Below are 17,874 nucleotides of genomic sequence, written 5' to 3'. Positions count from 1 at the left end.
GGGTTGCCCCGCCGTGCTAGGCGGGCAGCTCAATCCGGCACGGCCTGGCTCTCTTGTCATCTCCCTTACGCACATCCGGACTTCTGAAGGCGCTGGCCGGTCTGCCCGGGGAGCGTGTCGAGGTCGGCACCATCATCGCGGCGCTGCAGGATCGCGCCTATGCGCTGCTTGTGGTGCTGCTCGGCCTGCCCAATTGCCTGCCGATGCCGCCGCCGATTCCGCTGGTCTGCGGGCTTGTCCTGGCCTTCGTCGCGCTGCAGATGCTGCCCGGCCGGAAGACGCCCTGGCTGCCGCAGGCGCTGCTCAGGCGTAGCATCGGCAAGCCGGAGCTCAACCGCGCCATCGAGCGGGCGCTGCCGCCCCTGATCTGGCTCGAGCGTTTCTCGCGGCCGCGGCTGACGATGCTCGGCGGTCCCTATGCGGTGCCGATCCTCGGGCTCGTCATCCTGATCCTGGCGCTGGGGCTGATCGTCGCGGCGCCGTTCATCGGGCAGATCCCCCTCGGGCTCGCCGTCTGCCTGGTCGGGCTCGGGATGGTCGAGCGCGACGGCGTGCTGATCATCGCGGGGGCGGTCATCGGGGCGATCGGGCTCGCGCTCAGTGCCGGTTTCGCCTATGCGATCTTCAGCGGCATCCAGGAGCTGCTGTTCTGATCGGGTGTCCGGTCAGGCAGCGAGCACTTCAGCAAAAGGGTTGTTCACCGCGAGCAGCCGGTCGATCTCCTCGGCGGGAACCGCCCGCGAGAAGAGGAAGCCCTGCAGTTCGTGGCAGCCGATGGCCTGGAGGAAGCGGTGCTGCTCGGCCGTCTCCACGCCCTCGGCGCAGACGCGCAGGCCGAGCGCGCGGCCGAGATGCGCCATCGAATGGACCAGGATCGCGGATTCGCCGGTTTCTTCCATGTATTCGAGGAAGGAGCGGTCGATCTTGATCTTGTCGAAGGCGAAGCGGCGCAGATAGATCAGGCTCGAATAGCCCGTGCCGAAATCGTCGAGAGCAAGTCCGACGCCATGGGCCCTGATGTCCATCATCGCGGTTTCGGCCGCGTCGGCATCCTCGATCAGCACGCCTTCGGTCAGTTCCAGTTCGAGCTGGCCGGGATCGAAATCCGTCTCCCCGATGATGCGGATGACGTTGGCGACGAAGTCCTTGTGGCGGAACTGGATCGGCGAGACGTTGACGGCGAGGCGGACGCCCTTCCAGCGCCTGGCTTCCTGGCAGGCGCGCCGCAGCACCCATTCGCTCAGCGGCACGATGAGCCCGCGCTCCTCGGCGATGGCGATGAACTCCGAAGGCGGGATCATGCCATGCTCCGGATGCGGCCAGCGCACGAGCGCCTCGACGCCGATGATGGTGGAGCCGTCGATCGAGACCTGAGGCTGGTAGTGCAGGGTCAGCTTGTCCTGCTCGATGGCGTTGCGCAGATCGTCCTCGACCATGCGCTTGACCTGGAGCGCGCGGTTCATCTGGGGCTCGAAGAAGGACCAGCGGTTGCGGCCGCTGTTCTTCGCCTCGTAGAGCGCGGTGTCGGCGAGCTTGAGCAGCGTCTCGCGCTTCGCGCCGTCGCGCGGTGCCAGGGCGATGCCGACCGAGCAGCCGATGGTGACCTCGACGCCCATGACGGTGAAGGGGGCGGTGAGAGCGGCCAGGATCCGCTCGCCCAGCGCCGCCGAGCCGGTTGGGGAGGCATGCGCCTGGATGACGCCGAATTCGTCGCCGCCCAGGCGCGCCACCGTATCGCCCGCCCGCACGGTGCCGAGGAGCCGGTTGGCGACCTGGCGGATGAGCTCGTCGCCGGCCGTATGGCCATAAGTGTCGTTGACGGCCTTGAAGCGATCGAGATCGATGAGAAACACCGCAAGCGCCGAGTCGCCGCGGTCGAGCCGGGCGAGTGCCTGGTCGAAGGTCAGGTCGAAGCTGCGCCGGTTGGGCAGCAGCGACAATTCGTCCTGGCCGGCCAGGCGCTGGATCTCCTGCTCGCGTAGCGTGATCTGCACGGCTGCCGCGCGCAGGCGCTGCACTACGAAGACGATGATACCGGAGAAAAGCACGCCGACCGAGATCAGGGCCCAGAGGAAGCGTTCCAGCATGACGTCGCCGGGGCGGTCCGGAGTCCAGGTCAGCCAGGTGCTGACCGATGCGTCCGGTGAGGGAATGGGCAGGCTCGACAGCGCGTCGGAGGGCTGTCGATCGACGAGGCGCATGCCGGCGACGCGGTAGCCATCCGCCAGCTCGGCCAGCATCGTACCGGACAACCGCCGATAGGCGACGAAGGACAGCCGCCCCAGCGACGGCGAGTGAACCGGCGTCGCGATGCGCGACAAGTCGATCACCATCAGCAGGATCGTGTCGCTGCCGTTGCTGGCGATGGTCGACCAGGCCGAGCCGCGATCGGAGGATAGGCTGCCGGCCACGGGCCGGGAGTTTCCTCCGGGAATGAAGCCGCTGAAATGTCGCAGGCCGTCATAGCCGGCCTGGCCGGCGGGCTCGCCCGCTTCGACGCCGGCGAGGACGGTTCCGGATGCCGATGCGATATAGGCTCCGTCGAAATCGGCGAGCTGGCCGCCCAGGCGGCTGAAGGCGTTCTGCAGTCCGGTATGGGGCTCCGGTCCGCGCAGCGTCTCCTGGAAGGCGCCCGCGATGGCCAGCCGTTCCAACCTGAGCTCGCTGGCGCGAATCTGATTGTTGAAGGCGGCTTCGATGCGCTCGCGCTGGCGTTGGGCTTCGAGCCGATTGGCCTCGCGCGTGATCGCGATCACCACGGCCGCACCGACGGCCAGCAGGAGCAGGAACGCGCAGCCCAGCGTCGCGACGGTGCTCGCGAACATGCGCGCGGATGAACCCGCGTTCGTCATCTTCGCGGTGGCAGGTTGCAGCATTGCACGTCCGGCATCGATCCTTCGATGCGAGCTAACCGCGTAAGTATTGACATCCCGTTGCCTTGGCGCCGGGATTTACCGCGAAAATGAGGCCGGCTTGACGAAGGGCCGGAGCCTTTACGGGGAGCTGGGCCCGTAGGGCGGGCGCGGAATCGCCATGTGGGCGGCCCGCAGCGCGGCGGACCAGCGCTCGCGCAGATCGTGGAAATAGGGTTCTCCGGCCTCGATGCGGCGGTTGAGCTCAAGGTCTTCGGCATCGCGGCGCATGACCAGCAGATCGATCGGCAGGCCGACGCCGAGATTGGAGCGCATCGTCGAATCCATCGAGATGAGCCCGACCTTGAGGGCATCGTAGAGATGGGTCTTGAAGGTGACGGCCCGGTCGAGGATCGGCTTGCCGTATTTGTGCTCGCCGATCTGCAGGAAGGGCGCGTCGATGCCGCATTCGATGAAGTTGCCGGCGCCGTAGATCATGAAGAGCCGCATCGGCTGGCCCTTGATCTGCCCGCCGAACAGCATGGACATCTCGAACTTGACGCCGGCCTCGTCGAGCGCCGGCCCGTCGATCTCCCGGACATGGCGGATGCAGCGGCCGACGAGCTGGGCCGCTCGGAACATGGTGGTCGCGTTCCGCAGCGTCTCGATCTCGCCGGTCTCGGGATGGGGCAGTCCCTCGTGCAGGAAGCTGATGACCGATTGCGTGATCGAGAGGTTGCCGGCCGTCGCCAGCCCGAAACTGCGGTCGCCCGGCCAGGAGAAGATGTGGAGCTTGCGGAAGGTCGAGATATCGTCGAGCCCGGCATTGGTGCGGGTGTCGGCGATCATCACCAGCCCGTCCTGCACGAGGATTCCGGCGCAATAGGTCAGGGTCGCGGTCCTTCGATCTCTTAAGTCCGTCAATCGCTTGTGGCCTGATCCGACCAAATCGAATCAACGTGGCCGGCTTAAGTTTCGGCCGCCAGCTACGGCTATTGATTGACCTGCCGACTGCCGGCTTCTTGTGCCGTGACGAGAACGTTGAGGTTCTCGCCTCCGCCGCCCTGGCGCGAGCCCCGGACAGGGGCGGCGTCGGCGAAATCCAGCCCTACCGCGACACGCACATGTGTGTCGATGGGGCACAGGCCATTCGCGCTGTCGAAGCCGATCCAGCCATAGCCATCGAGATAGACCTCGGCCCAGGCATGGGCGCCGCTGCCCAGGGGCAGATCGCCCGATCGCGCGACATAGCCGGAGACGTAGCGTGCCGGCTGCCCGAGATGGCGCGCGCAGGCCATGAAGACATGGGCGATATCCTGCGCGATCGCCTCGCCCGCCGCAAAGGCAGCCGGTGCGCCAACGCCGGTGTGTCCGCTGGCGTCGAGGCAGGTCATGCGCTCATGGACCGCGGCCATCAGCGCATGCATCTGCGAAAGCGGCGTGCCGGCGCCGGCGGCGGCTTCGTCGGTGAAGGCGCGCAGCGCATCGTCCTGCGCGGTCAGAAGGGTGTCGCGCCGATAGACGTCGCAAGGGACCCGCTCCAGCCCGCCACGGATGACACCGGCGAGATCGACGGTTTCGATCAGCCCGTCGACCTTGATCCCGAGCGCGGAGATCGGGCCGTCGGCGTAGAAGGTGTGAACGATATTGCCATGCGCATCCTGCGAAGCCCGCAGGCGCCCGTCGATGCTGGGCTCGATCCGCCACGACATGACGTGCTGGCCGTCATGGTCGCGTGGCGTCAGGCGCAGGATCTGCGCGATATGCCGGGCCGGCTCGGCATATTCGTAGCTGATCGTGTGGGAGATCCTGATCCGCATGGGTCTCGGCCGTTCCGGGCGTTTAGACCCTTTCCGCGTTTCCCTGAAGCGCGGAAAGGGTCTATCTCGTTGTTTTATCGCATTTTCTTCACGCGAACCGGTGACCACTTCGCTCGAAAATGCTCTGGATATCTGTCGTTCTACCTGCCGGTTCGCGGCGAGGCGAGCGGGTCACTGCAGGTATTGCTCGACGATCGTATTGCCGAGGCCGTTGTTTTCCGTGATGAAGTCCTCGATGAACTCGTGCAGCCCGTGCTGGAAGATGTTCTCGATGCGCGTGTTGCTGAGGTTCGCCAGAGTCCGGCGCGCCTGGCGCTGGGCCGCGCCCTGCCGGCCATAGGCGTCGCCGAGCGAGTCGAGGAAGCGCGAGATGTTTTCGTAGCAGGCGGCGAGAGAGCGCGGCATGCGCCGGTTCAGAATCAGCAGATCGGCGATGAGCACCGGCTTTACCGCCTCGCGATAGACCCAGTGATAGGCGGTCAGCGCCGAGACCTCGCGCAGCACCGTGGTCCACTGGAAATAGTCGAGCGAGCCGCCGATCTGCTCGTTGGCCGGCAGGAGGACGTGATACTTCACGTCGAGGATGCGGGCGGTGTTGTCGGCGCGCTCGAGATAGACGCCGAGCCGCGAGAACCAGTAGCCGTCGTCGCGCAGCATGGTGCGGTAGGCCGAGCCGTCGAAGACCAGCGAGACATTCTTCACCCAGTCGAGGAAGCGGGCGAATTCCTCGCGGTCCATGCGCTTCTTCTCGAAGCGTTGCAACTCGAGCCAGGCGCCGTTCAGCGCGTCCCACATCTCCGAGGTCAGCGCCGTGCGCACCGCCCGCGCGTTCGAGCGCGCCAAGGCGAGGCAGTTGCGGATCGAGGAGGGGTTGTCGGGGTTGAAGGTCAGGAAGTCGCAGACATTGCGTTCGTTCGCTTCGCTATAGGCCTGGGCGAAGGTGTCCTCGCAGCCGGCGGTCAGGACCGCGCTCTGCCACTCGGTGCCGGCGCCGCCATAGGTCGAAGGCAGGTTGGTGAGACGGGTCGTCGCATCGAGGATGCGGGCGAGGCATTCGGCCCGCTCGACATAGCGGGAAACCCAGTAGAGGCTGTCTGCGGTGCGGGAGAGCATGGTCAGCGAGGGCCTTTCCGCGGCGAGGCAGGCAGCATCCGGAAGGGAGCGTTGAGGCGATCGGGAGAGCGCGTCATGCGTCGAGCACCCAGGTGTCCTTGGTGCCGCCGCCCTGGCTGGAATTGACGACGAGCGAACCTTCCTTCAGCGCGACGCGGGTCAGCCCGCCCGGCACGCAGGAGATGCCGTTGGCGCCGGAGAGCACATAGGGCCGCAGGTCGACATGGCGCGGCGCCACGCCCGAGGCGACGAAGGTGGGGCAGGTCGAGAGCGCCAGCGTCGGCTGGGCGATGAAGCCTTCCGGGCTCGCCTTCAGCTTGCGGCGGAAGGTCTCGATCTGCGCCTTGTTGGCGTGCGGGCCGACGAGCATGCCGTAGCCACCCGAGCCGTTGACCTCCTTGACGACGAGCTTCTCCAGATTGTCGAGCACATAGGCGTTCGCCTCCGGCTCGCGGCAGCGGAAGGTCGGGACGTTCTTCAGGATCGGCTCCTCGCCGGTGAAGAACTTCACGATTTCAGGCATGTAGCTGTAGACCGCCTTGTCGTCGGCGACCCCGGTACCGACGGCGTTGGCCAGCGTGACGTTGCCGGCCTTGTAGGCGCCGATGATGCCGGGCACGCCGAGCACGGAATCGCCGCGGAAGACGAGCGGGTCGATGAAGTCGTCGTCGATGCGCCGGTAGATCACGTCGACACGCTTCGGCCCTTGCGTGGTGCGCATGTAGACCACGTCGTCCTTGACCAGCAGGTCCGAGCCCTCGACCAGCTCGACGCCGAGCTTGTCGGCGAGGAAGGAGTGCTCGTAGAAGGCCGAATTGTACTGGCCGGGCGTCAGCAGGCAGATCGTCGGGTCCGAAGGCGCGCTGCGCGGCGCGACCGAGCGCAGCGTCGCCAGGAGCTGGTCCGGGTAGTTGTCGACGGGGGCGACGCGGTGCATCGCGAAAAGCTCCGGGAAGAGCCTGAGCATCACCTCCCGGTTTTCCATCATGTAGGAGACGCCCGACGGCGTGCGGGCATTGTCCTCGAGCACATAGAATGTGTCTGCGTCGACCCGCACGACGTCGATGCCGGCGATGTGGCAATAGACGCCGTGCGGCACCTTGAAGTCGACCATTTCGAGCTGGTAGCAGGCGTTGCGATAGACCAGATCGGGCGGGATGATGCCGGCCTTCAGGCATTCCTTGGGTCCGTAGACATCGGCCAGGAACATGTTGAGCGCGGTGACGCGCTGGCGCAGCCCCGCTTCCAGCTTCGTCCACTCCGGCTTGGTGAGGACGCGCGGGATGATGTCGAAGGGGATCAGGCGCTCGGTCGATTCCTCGTCGCCATAGACTGCGAAGGTGATGCCGATGCGCCGGAAGAAGAGTTCCGCCTGCGAGCGCCTTAGCGCCAGCGTTTCGGCCGGAGCCTCCTTCAGCCAGCGGTCGAGCGCGTCATAGGCTGGCCTCAACTCCTGCCCCGAGCCGGTCATTTCATCGAACGCAACCATGCGGCCGTCATCCCCATTTTCGTCAGCCTATGCGCATTCGCAGGCGTTCGGGAAGAGGGGGGCAAGCCGGCCAAAGGGGCAAGCATGCCTATTCCTTGGGCAGAAGCGGGCGGGCCGGCTCGGCGAATAGTCTAAGACCCGCCGTTACGGAAGGCGCAGCCGCGATCAGCCGCTCGCCGGAGGATGCCCAACAAGCCACAGGCGCAGCGCTTCGGCGTTGTTGCGGGCCTCGTCCCTGGCGGCATAGAGCAGCGTCACCGGGCCGGCGGCGATCTTCTCGATCAGAATGGCAAGCGCGGCCTGTGCCGAAGCGCTGCCGAGCTCGGCCGCATAGGCCGCGCGGAAGGTTTCCCACTGATCCGGATGACCGTGAAATTCGTGCCGCAAGGCATCGCTCGGCGCGATGTCCTTGAGCCAGAGATCGATCCGCTCCTTCCTCACGCCGCGCGGCCAGAGCCGGTCGACCAGGATGCGAGTACCGTCCTCCGGGGAGGGGGGATCGTAGACGCGCTTGACCGATAATGGCGCCATAGCTGCCTCCGCGCTCAGCCCTCGATCAGCCCCAGGCTGCGGAAGCTCGCATGGCCGTCGCGGCCGACGATGATGTGGTCGTGGATCGCAATGCCGAGTGGCTTGGCGATATCGACCAGCTCGCGCGTCATCCGCATGTCGGCGCCGGAGGGAGTCGGGTCGCCCGAGGGGTGGTTATGGACGAGGATGATGGCCGAGGCCGAGAGCTCCAGCGCGCGGCGCATCACCTCGCGCGGATAGACCGGCGTATGATCGACCGTGCCGGTCTGCTGCACCTCGTCGGCGATCAGCGCGTTCTTCTTGTCGAGGAAGAGGATGCGGAACTGCTCGCGCTCGGCGAAGGCCATCGCCATGCGGCAATAGTCGAGGACGGAGGACCAGGAGGACAGGACCGTGCGCTTGGCGACGGCGCCCTTGGCCATGCGCTTCAGCGCGGCTTCGACGATCTTGAGATCGAGCGCCACGCCTTCGCCCACGCCCTTCACCTCGGTCAGGCGGGAGGCCGGCGCGGCGAGCACCTCGGCGAAGGAGCCGAAGCGCTGGACCAGCTCCTTGGCGAGCGGCTTGACGTCCCGCTGCGGGATCGAGCGGAAGAGCAAGAGCTCGAGCAATTCGTAATCAGGCAGCGCATCGGCGCCGGCCTCCTGGAAGCGGGCACGCAGGCGGTCGCGATGGCCGTGATAATGCGGGGTCGGCGGCGAGGCGGCAGCTTCGGCAAAGGCAGCAGGCGCGGGCGCCTTGCGTGATCCCTTGCCGATGCCGACGCTCATTTCGGGGCGAGCGGATTGTCGAGGCCGGCCGGCGAGAGCGTGAAGATCTCGCAACCCGTTTCGGTGACGCCGATCTGATGCTCGAACTGGGCGGAGAGCGAGCGGTCGCGCGTCACCGCCGTCCAGCCATCGGACAGCACCTTCACGCCCGGCTTTCCGAGATTGATCATCGGCTCGATGGTGAAGACCATGCCGGGCTTGAGCTCGATGCCTTCGCCCGGGCTGCCATAGTGCAGGATGTTCGGAGCGTCGTGAAAGAGCTGGCCGATGCCGTGGCCGCAGAAGTCGCGGACGACCGAGCAGCGCTCGCCCTCGGCATAGCGCTGGATGGCGAAGCCGATATCGCCGGTGGTGGCGCCGGCACGCACCGCCTTGATGCCGCGCAGCAGGCTTTCATAGGTGATCTCGACCAGCCTTTCGGCCTTTCGCGAGATCTCGCCGACGCCGTACATGCGGCTGGAATCGCCGTGCCAGCCATCGACGATCAGCGTGTAGTCGATATTGAGGACGTCGCCCTCGCGCAGCGGCTTGTCGTCGGGGATGCCGTGGCAGACGACATGGTTGATCGAGGTGCAGATCGACTTGGTGTAGCCGCGATAGAACAAGGTCGCCGGATAGGCGCCGTTGTCCATGGCGAACTGGAAAGCGAGATCGTCGAGGCGCTGCGTCGTGACGCCGGGCTTGACGTAGGCGCCGAGCATGTCGAGCCCGGCCGCCGTCAGCCGGCCGGCCTTGTGCATGGCGGCGAAGGCCTCGGGGCCGTGGATCTTGATGACGGGCTCGCGCGAACGCGAACGGCCGATGGTGTCTTCGAATGTCATTGCGCGCGGAGAACTCCTTGATCCCATATCTATTGCGTTTGCCGGCGGAGGCAAGCCGGAAGCGGCATTCGCGCTCCCGAATGGCTGGTGTTGCGCCGCCGCACGGTGTATCAGGCTGCCGCAATGGCCATGATCGAACCCAGCACGGCGGAAGAGCAGCCCTTCGGCGCCTTCGCACCGAAACCCTTCGTAGCGCGCATCATTTCCCGGACACGCGCTGCCCCGGATAATTTTTTCGGCCGGAAGAGCGCCTATGCGCTGCGCAGCATCGGCTTGCGCGCACTCGAGGGTGCGCCGGTCGACATCGAGGCGCTCGGCGCCAAGATGAGGCTCCATCCGAACGGCAATATCTGCGAGAAGCGGGTGCTGTTCACGCCGCAATATTTCGATCCGATCGAGCTGGAGATGCTGGCCTCGCGCCTGCGCGACGGCTTCACCTTCATCGATGTGGGCGCGAATATCGGCGCCTATTCGCTCTTCGTCGCCGCCCGCGCCGGGCGCAGCGCCCGCGTCCTGGCGGTCGAGCCGCAGCCGGACGTGTTCGCCCGCCTCGCCTATAACATCGCACAGAACCCGTTCGGCACGGTGAAGGCGGTGGCCTGCGCGCTGGCCGACAAGCCCGGCGAGCTGACACTGTTCATCGACCCGGCCAATCGCGGCGAATCGAGCGTACGCATTCTCAACTCGACCACGGCCAGTCCCGTGAAGGTGCCGGCGACGACGCTGCTCGCGCTCGTCGAAAGCGAGCATTACGAGCGCATCGATGCGATCAAGCTCGATGTGGAAGGGGCGGAGGATCTGATCCTCGAGCCCTTCCTGCGCGATGCGCCGCCCTCGCTCTGGCCCGGTTTCATCATCATCGAGGATTCGCGCCTGCGCTGGCAGAGCGACCTGGCCGGGCTGCTGAAGCGCAGCGGCTACCGGCTGCTCCGGCAGACCCGCATGAACATGCTGTTCGAGCGCGATCCGACCTGAGCACGCAGGGCCGGCATGGCCGGCGCGCAATCGGGGATGCTTGAGCAAAGCCTCGCGACGCCCTAGCTCTTGACCCTCAGGTCAGGAGCCGCGCCATGTCCGCAAGCCAAAGCAGCCAGCCGCCCGTCATCGTGACGGCGGCGATCCTCGTCATCGGCGACGAAATCCTGTCCGGGCGGACGAAGGACAAAAACATCGGCTATATCGCCGAGTACCTGACCAATATCGGCATCGAGCTGCGCGAGGTCAGGGTGGTGCCGGACGTCACCGACGAAATCGTGGCGGCGCTGAACGCGCTGCGCGTCCGCTACACCTATGTCTTCACGACCGGCGGCATCGGCCCGACCCATGACGACATCACCGCCGATGCGGTGGCGGCGGCCTTCGGCGTCTCGATCGACTACGATCCGCGGGCGGTCGCGATGATGCGCGAGCGCTTCGCCGCCGAGGATCTGAATGAGGCGCGGATGCGGATGACGCGCATCCCGGCCGGTGCGGAGCTGATCGCCAATTCGGTCTCGAAGGCGCCGGGCTTCAATATCGGCAATGTCTATGTGATGGCCGGCGTGCCCGCGATCATGCAGGCGATGCTCGACGTCGTCGCGCCGACGCTCACGACCGGCACGAAGATCCTCTCCGATACGGTTCAGGCCGGCCTGCGCGAGGGCGATATCGGCGGGCCGCTGGCGGAGGTCGCGAAGGCGCATCCCGACGTCTCGATCGGCTCCTATCCGTTCTGGTCCGAAACGGGGCCGGACACCAACATTGTGGTGAGGTCGCGTGATGCGGAGAAACTCCAGGTTGCAATGGCGGAGGTGAAAAAGATGATCCGCGAATACGGGCAGCGTGCTCGCTAAGGTTGTTGCGGTGTATACAACTTATGCGGGCATATATGCTGTGCCGGCTACTTGATCGTCCTGACGTAATGCGAATTTGAGCTTTTGCGGCTCTCGAATAGAAGTGATTATACTTATTCTTTCATTCTGTAGTACATGTCGACGTTATTTGGGGAAGATCATTCTCTTTTAAAGTATTCGTAAACCGTTTTATGTGATGACTATACCGCGGCTGGAGCGAATTCAGGCCGCGCCCGTGGCTGCGACCTGCTGCGGGCATTTTCCTTGACTTTCATCGTGACGACGGCCCGCGAACCGGAAGGCGTAGCGGCCTGTCCGGGGGGTATGGATGTCGCTCTTTTCCGGTCTTCTATCGAATCGCCGCATGGCGGAGCAGATCGCCGCAATCAATCGTTCGCAGGCGGTGATCGAGTTCGACCTCGACGGCAAGGTGCTCGATGCCAACGAAAACTTCCTCAGCGTGATGGGATATTCGCTGGCCGAGGTGAAGGGGCAGCATCACAGCCTGTTCGTGACGCCGGACGAGCGCGGCAGCGCGGCCTATAAGCAGTTCTGGGCTGATCTCGGCCGTGGCGAATTCTCGCGCGGGCAGTATCTGCGCGTCGGCAAGAGCGGCAAGGAGGTCTGGATCCAGGCGAGCTACAATCCGATCATGGGGTCAGGCGGCAAGCCGGTCGGCGTGATCAAATACGCCTATGACGTCACCGAGCAGAAGAACCTGCTTGCGGATCTCGAAGGCCAGCGCGCCGCGATCGACAAGGCGCAAGCCGTGATCGCGTTCGATCTCACAGGCAAGATCCTGCACGCCAACGAGAACTTCCTGACCGTTCTGGGCTATGCGCTGCCGGAGATCGCCGGGCAGCATCACCGCATGTTCGTCGATCCGACCGAGCGGGAATCGAGCGCGTACAAGGCGTTCTGGGAACGCCTCGGCCGCGGCGAGTACGATGCCGGCCAGTACCGGCGCATCGGCAAGGGCGGCAAGGAGGTCTGGATCCAGGCGAGCTACAACCCGATCCTCGACGCGCAGGGGCGCCCCTACAAGGTCGTGAAATTCGCCACCGACATCACCGCCACCTTCAAGGGCAAGCAACTCGAGGCAGCGGTGCAGGAAACCTCAGAGACGATCGCCCGCGCGAAGGCGAAAGATCTGACCGGCCGGGTGCCGCTCGAAGGCAAGAGCGGCGAGGTCGCGACCCTTTGCGCGGGCGTCAACGACCTGCTGGACACGCTTGCCGAGGTCATCGGCTCGGTGCGCGACATTTCCGTGCGGATCGACGGCGCATCGCTCAAGATCACCTCGGACAGCCAGCAGCTCGCGGAACGCACCGAGGCCAATGCCGCGAGCCTCCAGGAGACGGCGGCGACGACCGAGGAGCTCGCGGCTTCCGTCAAGCACAGCGCCGGCAACTCGAAAATGGCCGTGCAGCTCGGCAACGAGGCGAGCGATGTCGCTGCGCGCGGCGGCGCGATCGTGACCGAGGCGGTCGATGCGATGGGGCGGATCGAGAAGGCGTCCTCCGGAATCTCGGAAATCATCTCGATGATCGACGAGATCGCCTTCCAGACCAACCTGCTCGCGCTCAATGCGGCGGTTGAGGCCGCCCGTGCGGGCGATGCCGGGCGGGGCTTCGCCGTGGTGGCGACGGAGGTACGGGCGCTCGCTGCGCGCTGCAGCGAATCCGCCAACGGCGTCAAGGCTTTGATCGCGAATTCTGCGCAACAGATTCAAGCCGGTGTCGGGCTGGTCAAGGATGCCGGGGCGACGCTGCGCGAGATCGTCGATGCGGCCTCCAAGGTGGCGAGCACGGTCAACGAGATCTCGCAGGCGACGGTCGAACAGGCCAACGGCATCGACGAGATGGCCCGCACCGTCGCCCATATGGACGAGATGACCCAGCAGAATTCACTGCTGGCCGACCAGAGCGCGAAGGTCGCGCGCGACCTCCAGCAGGAGACGGAGGCGCTGAGCACGATGGTCTCGGCCTTCAAGCTCGACGGCCAGCGTCGGCAGTCCGGTCCGCACCTCGTCCATTCGGCAGCGCCTGTCGCGGTGAATGCGCGGCCGGCCGTGGTTCCCGCCAGACGCCTTGCCGCGGGCGGCGGCGCCGATGGCTGGGCGGAGTTCTGAAGCCGGCGAGGGCGCCCATAGCGGGCGCCATTGGGGATCGCCGCCGCCGGCCTCTTGCCAGCGGCGGCGCAATAGGGTTTTCGGTCTGCAGCAGGGCGCGTCTGGCGCCGCGATCAGCCCGGAGCGCTCCGCCATGGCCGAACCGACCTCGAACAAGGCCTTCCCGGTTTCCTGGGACCAGTTCCACCGCGATGCGCGCGCGCTCGCCTGGCGGCTGGCCGACAAGGGACCCTTCGAGGCGATGGTCTGCATCACGCGCGGCGGGCTGGTGCCGGCGGCGATCATCTGCCGCGAGCTGGGGCTTCGGCTGATCGATACGGTCTGCGTCGCGAGCTACCACGACTACAAGAACCAGTCCGAGCTCAAGGTCCTCAAGGACGTCGCGCCGAACATCAAGGCGATCGGCGACGGCAAGGGCAAGGGCGTGCTCGTCGTCGACGACCTGACCGATACCGGCAAGACGGCGCGCGTGGTGCGCGAGATGCTGCCCAACGCGCATTTCGCCACGGTCTACGCCAAGCCCGCCGGCGTGCCGACGGTCGATACCTTCGTCACCGAGGTCAGCCAGGATACCTGGATCTACTTTCCCTGGGACATGGCCCTCACCTATGTCGAGCCGATCGCCAAGGGCCATAAGGGCTGAGCCGGGCCAATCCGCTCAGGCGATGGCGCGCCGGATGAGTTCCGGGCCAGGGCCGTATTCGTGCTGGCGGCGGCGGTGGAAGGCGACGAACTCCCCGGCCGGGAGAGGCTTGGAGAACAGCCAGCCCTGACCGAACCGCACGCCGCGCTCGCGCAGATAGGCGAGCTGCTCCTCGGTTTCGATGCCTTCCGCGACGATGTGGAGGTCGAGCGTCTTCGCCATGTCAATGATGTGGCCGATCACCGGGCTCGTCGCCGCGTTCCGGCCGATGGTCTCGACGAAGGCCTTGTCGATCTTCAGCGCGTCGAGCGGCAGGCGCTGCAGATATTGCAGGCTGGAATAGCCGGTGCCGAAATCGTCGATGGCGACGGAGTGGCCGAGCCTGCGGGCCTCGATGATCGTCGCGCGGGCGGCCTCGACATCGATGAAGCCGCGCTCGGTCGCTTCGAGCCAGAGCTGCTCGGTCCGGATTCCCGTATCGGCGATGGCTTGTTGAATGAAGGCCAGGACGCGTCCGCTGACGAGATCCTCCGCGCTCAGATTGAGTGCGATATGCAGCGAGCGATCGGCGACGAGGACGGAGGCGAGGTCGCGGATCACCGCCTCCACCATCTGGTTGGTGAGCGCGCCGATCAGCCCGTTCTCCTCGGCGAGCGGGATGAAGAAATCGGGCCGGACCGCCGTCCCGTCCGGCCGGCGCCAGCGGGCGAGAGCCTCGGCGCCGACACAGATGCCGGTCTCGATGTCGATGATCGGCTGGTAATGCGCCACGAACTCGCGATTCCGGAGGGCGAGCTCGAGCTCCCCGAGCGGCGAGAGGCGTCGGCGTGCGAGCCAGGTGATCAGGGCCACGAGGCTGGCGGCCATCAGGCCGGCGACCGGCAGCAGCAGCCAGCGCTCCTCGCTCAGCGTCTGCGCGATCCGCTCCCGCGAGGAGATGGCGATCGCGGTCCAATCCTTGGAGCGGGCGGCGGCGAAGATGTGGTCGTCGTCGATGCCACTGCGGGGCTGCTTCAACAGCGAGTTCACGAGGTGGCCGTCGGGGTCGCCGTGTGCCGCGACCAAGACGCCGCCCTCGCTTGCAATCACGAGCTGGGTGTCGGTGTCGGTCGCGACATCGGCCAGCAGGGAGGGATCGACCAGGATGTTGTGGTCGCGAAAATGCAGCGCCATCATTGGCTTGACGTGTGACACGATGGGCTGCACCCGCACCGTGACTGCAATCCCGTCGGCCGTCTCATAGTCGACGGGCGCGCGGGTGACCGTCGTCGCGACCTGGCCCCAGGAGGAACAGACGAGCCGGCCGTCCTTGAAGTAGCCGATCTCGTTGATCGCGGTGTTGTTCATCACGATCTCGCGCATCAGCGCGATATGCTGTGTGGAGCAGGGGACAATCTCCGCCTTGGTCAAGGCGAGGAGCGCATCGCGCACTTCGTCGTAAAGGAGCTGGGCTCGCGAGCTTCCTTGCTCGGCGAAGGCCCGCAGGTTTCGCTCCTCGCGACGCAGGGCGCTGACCCAGGAAACATGCAGCATCAGCACGATGGGCAGAATCACCGCGACGGCGGCGAGAACAGCCGCCAGCACAATGATGTGAACGCGCTTTCGACCCATGCAGCCTGTCGGTGGGCGCCTGCGTCAGTCAGGCCTGCCCGCCAGCATGGCGCCTATCCGATAAATATTTGGTTTCGCAGGTGAATCGATTTCGGTGTGAGGGCCGGTTTTCGGGGCCGCATGACGATGCCTCCGAGCCGAGATCTCGATGCCGTCAATTCGCCGATGGCGAGCGGAACGCCAGCACCATCCCGGCGATGACGACCGCCATGCCGGCGATCTCGGTCGGCGAGGGGTATTCGGCGAGAAGCAGTGCGCTGCAGGCCGCGGTCACCACCGGCACCAGCGGCAGGAAGAGCGTGGCCTTCGCCGCTCCCAACATCGCGACGGTGCGGGCGTAGAGATAGAGCGCGACGACCCCGACCAGCACGCCCTGGTAGAGAGCCTGCAGGAGCACCTCGGCGAGCGGAACCTGCGCCATATGGACCGGCAGCGCGAGGGCGACGAGGCCGAGCAGCGGCAATGCCAGCACGCAGGACGCCACCGTGACCTCGACCGAGCTCGCGCCCCAGCGCCGCGCCAGCAGGCCGAAGACCGACCACATCGCGGCGATCAGGACGAAGAGCAGGTCGCCGATCCAGGCATCGGGCCGGGAGGGCGTCGCCATCAGCGCGTCGCGCGAGAAGATCGCGATGCCGAGGACGATGGTGCAGAGACCGGCGAGCCGCATCCGCCCGGCGCGCTCGCCGGTCACCAGGAAGACCAGCAGCGCTGTGAAGACGGGGATCAGTCCTGGCGAGATGATCGACGAGTGCAGGGCCGGCGCAAAATGGGCGCCGCCGACAAGGATCAGGCTGTAGAGCGGCCCGATGAGCAGCGCCATGAACCAGGCCCGCTTCCAGCCGAGCGACCCGACGGGAAAGGGGCGGATCCGCGTCGCCGCCCAGGGAATCAGCACGGCGGAGGCCGAGACGAAACGCAGGATGGTGACATCGGCCGGCGACAGGCCGGTCAGCATCGCATGGCGCGAAACCACGGACTGGACGCCCCAGATCAACGCTGTCGCGAGCCCGCACAGAATGCCGAACCACCGTGTGTGGGAACTCATGATGCGCTTCTGTCGAGGGGGCTAAAGGCAAAGGGTGCCGGCGGGCTATGCCTTTGGGTCCGTGCCGTGGCAATGGCGTTTCACGCAGCCCGTCCCGGCGTTCCGGCGATGGCGGTTTCGCCTGCTTCAGCCCGGAAGGGGGCGGGAGACGAGTGGCAGCAGCCGCGCATCCTCGACCGCGGCCGTGCGGTGGCCGATGCCGGCGAGATAGGCCGCGTTGCCGGCGAAGGCGATGAAATCCGCAACCGATCTCTGCCGGACCAGCATGGCGCGATCCCACCGTTCGCCCTGCGGGCCGATGAGGAAGGGGCCGCCCTCGGCCAGGAACAGCAGCGAGCCGCCGCTCGCTTCCAGATAAGGCCGCGTATGCGCGACGTAGCGGTCGAAGGCTTCCGCGCCGCTGATCGGCCGTTCGGGGGCGAGATCCGGGTGGGCCGCATAATCGGCAACGCTGCGCAGGCGCAGCAGGTTCAGCATCACCACTTCGCCGGCGATGCTGCGGGCGACGAGATCGCGCCCGGCTTCCCAACTCGGTTCGAGATAGGTCTGCATCGTCTCAGCCCTGGGTGAAGGCGTCGGCCGCGAGCCTTGCGGCATAGGCGCGGATATCCGCCGGCCAGTTCTGGCTCTGGTCGGCGAAACCTGCGGCATCTCCGGCGAAGAGGGCGCGCGACGCCTCCTCGAAACCCTCGCGGTTCCCGGCCTTGGCGGAGATGAAAGCGTAAGCCGCTTCCTGCGCCTGCCTCGCCCGGCTGCGGCCGCCATCGTTGCGGCGGGCATCCTCGACGAGGCGGCGCAGGGCCTGCGAGGCGCCGCCCGGCTGGGCCGAGAGCCACTCCCAATGGCGGGGCAGCAAGGTCACCTCGCGGGCGACGACGCCGAGCTTCGGCCGGCCGCGGCCACGCTCCGCCGGTGCGGCTCCGGGCTGGTCGGCGGGGCCGGTGGGAGCGGCCAGTCGCGCCGCGATTTCTGCTGCCGTGCCGCGCAGGTCGAGATCGACCACGCGGCCGGTCGCGTCGTCGAAGACGAGGATCGACGCTGCCGGCGCGGCTTCGAGCGTGGCCTTCACGGCGAGCGCGACATCGGCAAGCGGGCCGCTGCCGAGATGGGCGTCGTCCCGGAAAGCGGTGCAGGTTCGGGCAGCGAGATCGGACATGTCGGAGGCTCCTGGCGTTGCGGCCTTCTAGCGACATATCCGATTTCTGACAATATG

Annotated in this window: 17 protein-coding genes; 5 read left to right on the top strand and 12 right to left on the bottom strand. The window is 66.4% G+C overall.

The window, feature by feature from the left end; translation table 11 throughout:
* The first annotated feature begins 53 nt into the window (after nucleotides 1-53).
* Nucleotides 54-653 carry an exopolysaccharide biosynthesis protein gene (locus AB6806_RS22155; protein WP_112764548.1) on the top strand — a complete coding sequence of 200 codons (600 nt, stop codon included), beginning with the start codon at nucleotides 54-56 and terminating at the stop codon, nucleotides 651-653.
* A gap of 12 nt (nucleotides 654-665) precedes the next feature.
* On the opposite strand, the gene AB6806_RS22150 is transcribed toward AB6806_RS22155, so the two are convergent.
* The 8 genes from AB6806_RS22150 to map all read right to left on the bottom strand — a co-directional run bounded on the left by AB6806_RS22150 (nucleotide 666) and on the right by map (nucleotide 9,396).
* A complete protein-coding gene (locus AB6806_RS22150; protein WP_162720212.1) occupies nucleotides 666-2,825 on the bottom strand; it encodes a putative bifunctional diguanylate cyclase/phosphodiesterase in 2,160 nt (719 codons plus the stop codon).
* Nucleotides 2,826-2,993: 168 nt separating this feature from the next.
* Nucleotides 2,994-3,743 (bottom strand): proteasome-type protease, encoded by a 750-nt coding sequence (locus AB6806_RS22145; protein WP_112764549.1) that lies wholly within the window; start codon nucleotides 3,741-3,743, stop codon nucleotides 2,994-2,996.
* A 101-nt stretch (nucleotides 3,744-3,844) separates the two neighbouring features.
* Nucleotides 3,845-4,672 (bottom strand): transglutaminase family protein, encoded by an 828-nt coding sequence (locus AB6806_RS22140; protein WP_142022516.1) that lies wholly within the window; start codon nucleotides 4,670-4,672, stop codon nucleotides 3,845-3,847.
* Nucleotides 4,673-4,843: 171 nt separating this feature from the next.
* A complete protein-coding gene (locus AB6806_RS22135) occupies nucleotides 4,844-5,785 on the bottom strand; it encodes an alpha-E domain-containing protein (RefSeq protein ID WP_038358495.1) in 942 nt (313 codons plus the stop codon).
* A 73-nt stretch (nucleotides 5,786-5,858) separates the two neighbouring features.
* Nucleotides 5,859-7,274: a circularly permuted type 2 ATP-grasp protein gene (locus tag AB6806_RS22130; protein ID WP_038358494.1), complete on the bottom strand. Its 1,416-nt coding sequence runs from the start codon at nucleotides 7,272-7,274 to the stop codon at nucleotides 5,859-5,861.
* A gap of 165 nt (nucleotides 7,275-7,439) precedes the next feature.
* Nucleotides 7,440-7,805, bottom strand: coding sequence for a DUF488 domain-containing protein (locus tag AB6806_RS22125; protein WP_142022517.1), 366 nt, complete (start codon nucleotides 7,803-7,805; stop codon nucleotides 7,440-7,442).
* A gap of 14 nt (nucleotides 7,806-7,819) precedes the next feature.
* Nucleotides 7,820-8,575 carry a RadC family protein gene (gene radC, locus AB6806_RS22120; RefSeq protein ID WP_112764552.1) on the bottom strand — a complete coding sequence of 252 codons (756 nt, stop codon included), beginning with the start codon at nucleotides 8,573-8,575 and terminating at the stop codon, nucleotides 7,820-7,822.
* Complete coding sequence (map, locus tag AB6806_RS22115) at nucleotides 8,572-9,396, bottom strand: type I methionyl aminopeptidase (RefSeq protein ID WP_038358488.1); 825 nt, start codon at nucleotides 9,394-9,396, stop codon at nucleotides 8,572-8,574. Before map ends, radC begins: the two co-directional genes overlap by 4 nt.
* A 129-nt stretch (nucleotides 9,397-9,525) precedes the next feature.
* Between map and AB6806_RS22110 the strand changes: the two genes are divergently transcribed.
* The 4 genes from AB6806_RS22110 (at nucleotide 9,526) to gpt (ending at nucleotide 14,002) form a co-directional block, all read left to right on the top strand.
* Nucleotides 9,526-10,371 (top strand): FkbM family methyltransferase, encoded by an 846-nt coding sequence (locus AB6806_RS22110; protein WP_185747990.1) that lies wholly within the window; start codon nucleotides 9,526-9,528, stop codon nucleotides 10,369-10,371.
* Nucleotides 10,372-10,466: 95 nt separating this feature from the next.
* The gene (locus AB6806_RS22105; protein WP_038358487.1) at nucleotides 10,467-11,228 is read left to right on the top strand and encodes a competence/damage-inducible protein A; all 762 of its coding nucleotides are present in this window, start codon (nucleotides 10,467-10,469) and stop codon (nucleotides 11,226-11,228) included.
* Between the two features lie 364 nt (nucleotides 11,229-11,592).
* Entirely contained in the window at nucleotides 11,593-13,359 is a 1,767-nt protein-coding gene (locus tag AB6806_RS22100) for a methyl-accepting chemotaxis protein (RefSeq protein WP_185747991.1), read from the top strand.
* 133 nt (nucleotides 13,360-13,492) lie between these two features.
* The gene (gene gpt, locus AB6806_RS22095) at nucleotides 13,493-14,002 is read left to right on the top strand and encodes a xanthine phosphoribosyltransferase (RefSeq protein WP_038358485.1); all 510 of its coding nucleotides are present in this window, start codon (nucleotides 13,493-13,495) and stop codon (nucleotides 14,000-14,002) included.
* 15 nt (nucleotides 14,003-14,017) lie between these two features.
* Here the strand turns inward: gpt and AB6806_RS22090 are convergent, their stop codons facing one another.
* The 4 genes from AB6806_RS22090 to AB6806_RS22075 form a co-directional block, all read right to left on the bottom strand.
* Nucleotides 14,018-15,613, bottom strand: coding sequence for an EAL domain-containing protein (locus tag AB6806_RS22090; protein ID WP_370955570.1), 1,596 nt, complete (start codon nucleotides 15,611-15,613; stop codon nucleotides 14,018-14,020).
* Between the two features lie 154 nt (nucleotides 15,614-15,767).
* Nucleotides 15,768-16,661 carry a DMT family transporter gene (locus tag AB6806_RS22085; protein WP_142022521.1) on the bottom strand — a complete coding sequence of 298 codons (894 nt, stop codon included), beginning with the start codon at nucleotides 16,659-16,661 and terminating at the stop codon, nucleotides 15,768-15,770.
* Nucleotides 16,662-16,787: 126 nt separating this feature from the next.
* Nucleotides 16,788-17,213, bottom strand: a complete 426-nt coding sequence (locus AB6806_RS22080) for a DUF1330 domain-containing protein (protein WP_142022522.1) — start codon at nucleotides 17,211-17,213, stop codon at nucleotides 16,788-16,790.
* A 4-nt stretch (nucleotides 17,214-17,217) separates the two neighbouring features.
* Entirely contained in the window at nucleotides 17,218-17,817 is a 600-nt protein-coding gene (locus AB6806_RS22075) for a DUF2239 family protein (RefSeq protein WP_370955569.1), read from the bottom strand.
* Nucleotides 17,818-17,874 lie beyond the last annotated feature (57 nt).

It is taken from the genome of Allobosea sp. RCC_152_1, from assembly GCF_041360765.1.
Classification (GTDB): Bacteria; Pseudomonadota; Alphaproteobacteria; order Rhizobiales; family Beijerinckiaceae; genus Allobosea; species Allobosea spartocytisi.
This window is presented reverse-complemented; position numbering and strand designations above follow the sequence as displayed.

What these genes read in the sequence shown, in the direction of transcription:
- AB6806_RS22080 (WP_142022522.1), bottom strand. Translation starts at nt 17,213, where the DNA reads ATGCAGACCTATCTCGAACCGAGTTGGGAAGCCGGGCGCGATCTCGTC.
- AB6806_RS22090 (WP_370955570.1), bottom strand. Translation starts at nt 15,613, where the DNA reads ATGGGTCGAAAGCGCGTTCACATCATTGTGCTGGCGGCTGTTCTCGCC.
- AB6806_RS22085 (WP_142022521.1), bottom strand. Translation starts at nt 16,661, where the DNA reads ATGAGTTCCCACACACGGTGGTTCGGCATTCTGTGCGGGCTCGCGACA.
- AB6806_RS22130 (WP_038358494.1), bottom strand. Translation starts at nt 7,274, where the DNA reads ATGGTTGCGTTCGATGAAATGACCGGCTCGGGGCAGGAGTTGAGGCCA.
- AB6806_RS22125 (WP_142022517.1), bottom strand. Translation starts at nt 7,805, where the DNA reads ATGGCGCCATTATCGGTCAAGCGCGTCTACGATCCCCCCTCCCCGGAG.
- AB6806_RS22150 (WP_162720212.1), bottom strand. Translation starts at nt 2,825, where the DNA reads ATGTTCGCGAGCACCGTCGCGACGCTGGGCTGCGCGTTCCTGCTCCTG.
- AB6806_RS22105 (WP_038358487.1), top strand. Translation starts at nt 10,467, where the DNA reads ATGTCCGCAAGCCAAAGCAGCCAGCCGCCCGTCATCGTGACGGCGGCG.
- AB6806_RS22140 (WP_142022516.1), bottom strand. Translation starts at nt 4,672, where the DNA reads ATGCGGATCAGGATCTCCCACACGATCAGCTACGAATATGCCGAGCCG.
- AB6806_RS22110 (WP_185747990.1), top strand. Translation starts at nt 9,526, where the DNA reads ATGATCGAACCCAGCACGGCGGAAGAGCAGCCCTTCGGCGCCTTCGCA.
- gpt (WP_038358485.1), top strand. Translation starts at nt 13,493, where the DNA reads ATGGCCGAACCGACCTCGAACAAGGCCTTCCCGGTTTCCTGGGACCAG.
- map (WP_038358488.1), bottom strand. Translation starts at nt 9,396, where the DNA reads ATGACATTCGAAGACACCATCGGCCGTTCGCGTTCGCGCGAGCCCGTC.
- AB6806_RS22100 (WP_185747991.1), top strand. Translation starts at nt 11,593, where the DNA reads ATGGCGGAGCAGATCGCCGCAATCAATCGTTCGCAGGCGGTGATCGAG.
- AB6806_RS22075 (WP_370955569.1), bottom strand. Translation starts at nt 17,817, where the DNA reads ATGTCCGATCTCGCTGCCCGAACCTGCACCGCTTTCCGGGACGACGCC.
- AB6806_RS22135 (WP_038358495.1), bottom strand. Translation starts at nt 5,785, where the DNA reads ATGCTCTCCCGCACCGCAGACAGCCTCTACTGGGTTTCCCGCTATGTC.
- radC (WP_112764552.1), bottom strand. Translation starts at nt 8,575, where the DNA reads ATGAGCGTCGGCATCGGCAAGGGATCACGCAAGGCGCCCGCGCCTGCT.